Raw genomic sequence first — 4,833 nt, 5'->3', positions numbered from 1 at the left:
GGGCATCGTGAAAAATCTATGGCAAAGAAAGCCTTATGTTCTCATAACTGACGATTAAATCGCACCTTCCCTAAGTCCATTGCCCGTCTGGAAAAGGATCTGAACATTAAGTTGTTCAAGCGTATCGGGCGAGGGCTGGCGCTTACCGAAGCCGGGACCATTCTGTACCAGCGTGGTCTGATGCTACAAAGCTCCTGGGATGATGTGGCAAAAACCATGGCGGAATTAAGCAGCGGCAGCGGCGGTGTGGTGCGGGTCGGTAGCGCAGGCTCTGCAACGCAATTTCTCCTGCCCGAGGTCTGTAAACGCCTGCAGCGTGATGTGCCTGATGTGAAGCTGGAAATTCAGATTGGTATGAACGATGTGCTGTTTAATCAACTGGAGCAGCACGCGCTGGATATCATTATCGGCCCGCTGGTGGGCTACAACAAGCCGGTGGTGCAGCATCCGGTCACGGCGGACAGAGTGGTGGTGGCGGCTTCACGTGAACATCCGCTGGCGGGTAAACCCGCGAGCCTGCGCGACCTCAGCCGTTACGGCTGGATCCTGCCTGCGAGAACCGTCTCGATGCGCCAGTGGCTTGAGCGTATGTTTTATGAAAATCACTGTCCTGCGCTGGACGTCAAAATTGAAATCAGCTCACTTGCCGCAGTGCCCGGACTGATTGCCAGCAGCGGGCTGCTGAGCTTTATTTCCGAAAACAGCCTTGCTGAAAAAGAGTTCGCCTCCAGACTGACGCGGATTGATAACGATCAGCTGGTGATGGCGCGTCGGGTGGGGATCACTTATCTGAAAGATGCGTTTATTTCACCTGCCACGCAGCAGGTGATCGATGCCACCTGCGCATACGGGCAACAGCTTAGTATGAAATAGTCTGCGTGAGCAGGCTAATCGACAATAAACAGCTTCGCGCCGGTGGCGGTTGAGGAGCGGTGGGCTTCGGCGTTATCCGCCACCTGATAGCTCACGCCGGGAGTCAGCAGAAAGGTACGTCCGTCTTCAAGCTCGGTATGCAACTCGCCTTCAAGGCAAAACAGCACATGGCCTTTCGAACACCAGTGATCGGCTTTGTAGCCAGGAGAATATTCGACAATGCGCACGCGAATATCATTGAATGTGGCGGTGCGCCAGAGGGCATAGCCTTCTTCGCCGGGGTGGCGGACAGGGTCAATCTCCTGCCAGTTGGTGAGTACAAAAGGAATATTATTGATTTGCATGGTGCCCCTCACATCCGTCTGAATTGTTTACAATTTATAAAGCAATTACCAAACGGAGGGAAGGGCATTAGCAGGTGCTTTTCTTATAACCCGTAGGCACTCAAATCCGGCCCCTGCGGCACGATCCCGTTAGGGTTCAGCGCCTTAATCGAGTAATAACCCTGCTTAATATGATCAATGTTTACCGTCTCGCGAATACCGGGTATGGCGAGCATCTCACGCAGGTAGCGATCCAGATTCGGGTATTCACTCAGTTTGCGCAGATTACATTTAAACAGCCCGTGATAAGCGGCATCAAAACGAACCAGGGTGACAAACAGGCGAATATCCGCTTCGGTTAGCTGGCCGCCGCAAAGGAACTGCGCCGTGGACAAATGCTGCTCCAGACGGTCGAGCATGGAAAAGACATCCTGCACCGCTTCCTGATAGCTCACCTGGGTGGTGGCAAAACCCGCCCGGTAAACGCCGTTGTTCAGCTTCGGATAAATCTCGCTGTTCAGACGGTCAATCTCTTCTCTCAGCAGCGCCGGGTAGAGATCGACGTTATGGCGCGCCAGATGACCAAAACCACTGTTAAAAATGCGCACGATATCGGCAGATTCGTTATTAACAATGGTGCCGGTTTTCTTGTCCCACAACACTGGCACCGTGGCGCGCCCGGTAAAGGTCGCATCGGCACGGGTGTAGAGCTGATGCAGCCACTGCGCGTTATTCAGGCTATCCCGGTCGGCGCCGGGATAGTCGCCAAAATGCCAGCCCTCATCGAGTAGCCAGGGTTCAACCACCGACACGCTGACCACCTCTTCGAGCCCTTTCAGCTTGCGGGCTATCAGCGTGCGCGATGCCCAGGGGCAGATCAGGGCGACGTACAGATGATACCTGTCAGGCTCGGCAATAAATCCACCATCGCCGGTGATGCCGGGTGCCCCGTCCGGGGTCACCCAATGGCGGAAACTTGAGGTCTGACGCACAAAACCGCCTTTCTCATCGGTGGCCTGCACCGGGTGCCAGTCCGCCGTCCATTTACCGTCAATCAGCATGCTTACTCCATTAACCTTTTACAGGGGTGGGTTTGAGCGCGTATTTTCCGTCACCGGTCAGGGCCAGTGCAACTAAACCCACAATCCAGAAGGCCGGGAATTCCCAACCGCCGTTCGGATTGGTGAAGAAGAAGCCTGCCGGGCCGTGAACGGTGAAAATCGCCCCCAGCAGAACCGGGATCAGTATCACCGCGACCACGCGGGCATAGATACCGAGGATCAGCGCCAGCGCGCCCAGCAGTTCAACCGCCATGGTGACATAAGCCAGTCCGCCGGGCAGACCAAGGGAGGCAAAGAATTGTGCCGTTCCTGCCGGAGTAAAGACAAAAAACTTCAGGCCAAAGTGGGCCAGAAACAGGATACCGAGCGCCAGGCGTAAAATCAGTGATGCGTAAGGGGCAGTGCGTGAATCAGTCATGGTTGTGTCCTCGTCATAAGTTGATAGGAGGACTATAGAGTGTTTCCATCCGGATTATTATTGGGTTGAAAAGAGGATGTTTATTTCCATATTGGAAAATATAGCGATATCACTGGCGGGCCGCATAGCTGTGGGCCAGAAAATCAATCAGCACCCGGGATTTTTGCGCCAGATAACGGGCCGGAGGATAGACGGCGTATAGAGCCAGCGGCGGGGCTTCAAAGGCTGCCAGAATCGGCACCACGCGCGCGGCATCCAGCGCTTTTTCGGCAATAAACATTGGCACGCGGGCGATGCCCAGCCCGGCACAGGCGGCTTCTATACAGGCCTCCGCGTTGGAGAATTTAATCCGCCCGCGCACGGGCTGGGCATGAATCTGCTGCTTTGCGTCACGAAACGGCCAGTGCCAGGGATCGCGGAAATTGCTGTCGATAATCAGCTGATGTTGCTCAAGCTCGGACCAGTGAGTGGGTTCGCCGTGGCGGGCAAGATAATCACCTGAAGCGACCACTACGCTGCGAATGGGGCATAAACGGCGGGCCACCAGGCTGCTGTCGGTCAAATTACCGATGCGTAACGCCATATCAAAACCTTCATCGACCACATTGACCAGCCGGTCGGAGAAGTTGACGTCCAGCTCGATCTCCGGGTACTGGCGGGCAAAAGTCACCAGCAGCGGCGCAAGCTGCGACACGCCGAAGGTCACCGGGGCGGAAATACGCAGCAGCCCGGAAGGCGTATTGGCGGTGTTGCGCACCGAATCGTTGAGGGCATCATAATCAATCAGTAACTGACGGATACGATCATAGTAGGCCAGCCCCACCTCCGTTGGCGTGAGGGAACGGGTGCTTCGGCGCAGCAGATTCACCCCCAGTTCACTCTCAAGGCGGGAAATTAATTTCGAGGCCTGGCCGTGGCTGGTGCCGCAGCGTTGCGCTGCGGCAGTAAAACTGCCGGTCTCCATCACCGCCACAAACATGCGGTCGCAATCCAGCCGTTCCATAAGGCTTTCCTGATTTACAAAATAAAGAAAGCACCATAACAAAACCCCCTGGGGCTGAATAGCGGCAGGCGACACGCGCGCGACGTTAACGGGCAATATTGGTCATCATATAATCGGCGAGCAGGGCGGTTGATGCGGAGTAATCCTTTTGTTTGCGCAGAAAACCAATATCTTCAAGCGGAATAATGATGCTGGTGTCCAGCTCAACAAGGACCCGGCTTTCCAGCCAGGGCTTGATAATACTGCGGGGGAGAAGGGCGAGCAGTTTTGCCTGTTTCATTATTGACCAGATGATGATCATCTCCCGGGAGATGATATGAAACTGTTTGAGCGCAACCCAGTTGTTCTTCGCCACCATCTCTTCAAAGTGGATGCGGGCGAGGGTGCCGACGGGGGTCATCAGCCAGGTCGCAGCCTGCAGCGCGTCCAGCGTGGCGTCGCTGCCGTTAGCCAGCGGATGATCACGGGAGCTGACCACAATTAACTCATCGCGGACACAAGGTGTGAAAATCCATCCCTCAGGGATAACCAGTGGTTTGCGGCAGCAGATCAGATCATATTCATTGTCGCTCAGGCAGGCATCCAGCGCCTGGCCTGCCACCTCTGTCACCTGTGAATGGACGTTGGGGTACGCAGAAGAAAATTGCGGCAACACCTCGCTCAGCAATGCGCCAGAGGCCGCAGCCGTGGTGGCAATGCGCAGAAAGTGATTATCCATTTTCATGCATGAGATAAGCTCCGCGCCATCTTCAGCGGCCGCCACCATACGCCGTGCAATTTTGACCAGCTCCAGGGTTATCTCAGTCGGTTCCACCCCTTTGGTATGGCGCAGAAAAAGCTTCACCTCGATCAGTTGCTCCAGATCGGCAATCAGCTGCGACATAGCCGGTTGCGTGATCCCGATAGCATCGGCGGCCCGTCCCATACTGCGTAGCTCAGTCAGTTTAATCAGCGCCTGCATATGCTTGAGTCTTGCCCGTGACATCAGGCGGTTGAGCAGCACGCGGGAGGTGGATGAAGTCATAAGCCTTCCTTATAGCTATAGGGTATTTTTGATTATTCTTTTATCGCTGCTAACCCTAAGGAAGGTGCGATTTAATCGTCAGTTATGAGAACATAAGGCTTTCTTTGCCATAGATTTTTCACGATGCCCGC

General features: G+C 55.0%; 6 protein-coding genes. 1 reads left to right on the top strand and 5 read right to left on the bottom strand.

Annotation, left to right across the window (positions count from 1 at the left end; genetic code table 11):
* The first annotated feature begins 78 nt into the window (after positions 1-78).
* Positions 79-873 carry a LysR substrate-binding domain-containing protein gene (locus tag ACSZO4_RS24650; protein ID WP_437891719.1) on the top strand — a complete coding sequence of 265 codons (795 nt, stop codon included), beginning with the start codon at positions 79-81 and terminating at the stop codon, positions 871-873.
* Positions 874-887: 14 nt separating this feature from the next.
* On the opposite strand, the gene ACSZO4_RS24645 is transcribed toward ACSZO4_RS24650, so the two are convergent.
* From ACSZO4_RS24645 to ACSZO4_RS24625, 5 genes are all read right to left on the bottom strand, one after another.
* Positions 888-1,217: a DHCW motif cupin fold protein gene (locus ACSZO4_RS24645; protein ID WP_437891718.1), complete on the bottom strand. Its 330-nt coding sequence runs from the start codon at positions 1,215-1,217 to the stop codon at positions 888-890.
* A gap of 83 nt (positions 1,218-1,300) precedes the next feature.
* Positions 1,301-2,257: a glutathione S-transferase family protein gene (locus tag ACSZO4_RS24640; protein ID WP_437891717.1), complete on the bottom strand. Its 957-nt coding sequence runs from the start codon at positions 2,255-2,257 to the stop codon at positions 1,301-1,303.
* Positions 2,258-2,267: 10 nt separating this feature from the next.
* Positions 2,268-2,675 (bottom strand): DoxX family protein, encoded by a 408-nt coding sequence (locus tag ACSZO4_RS24635; RefSeq protein ID WP_437891716.1) that lies wholly within the window; start codon positions 2,673-2,675, stop codon positions 2,268-2,270.
* Positions 2,676-2,784: 109 nt separating this feature from the next.
* Positions 2,785-3,678, bottom strand: a complete 894-nt coding sequence (locus ACSZO4_RS24630; protein ID WP_437891715.1) for a LysR family transcriptional regulator — start codon at positions 3,676-3,678, stop codon at positions 2,785-2,787.
* An 85-nt stretch (positions 3,679-3,763) separates the two neighbouring features.
* Positions 3,764-4,702, bottom strand: coding sequence for a LysR family transcriptional regulator (locus ACSZO4_RS24625; protein ID WP_437891713.1), 939 nt, complete (start codon positions 4,700-4,702; stop codon positions 3,764-3,766).
* Between the last annotated feature and the right edge of the window lie 131 nt (positions 4,703-4,833).

This window comes from Phytobacter sp. V91 (assembly GCF_965644225.1).
Lineage (GTDB): Bacteria > Pseudomonadota > Gammaproteobacteria > Enterobacterales > Enterobacteriaceae > CBFFRJ01.
This window is presented reverse-complemented; position numbering and strand designations above follow the sequence as displayed.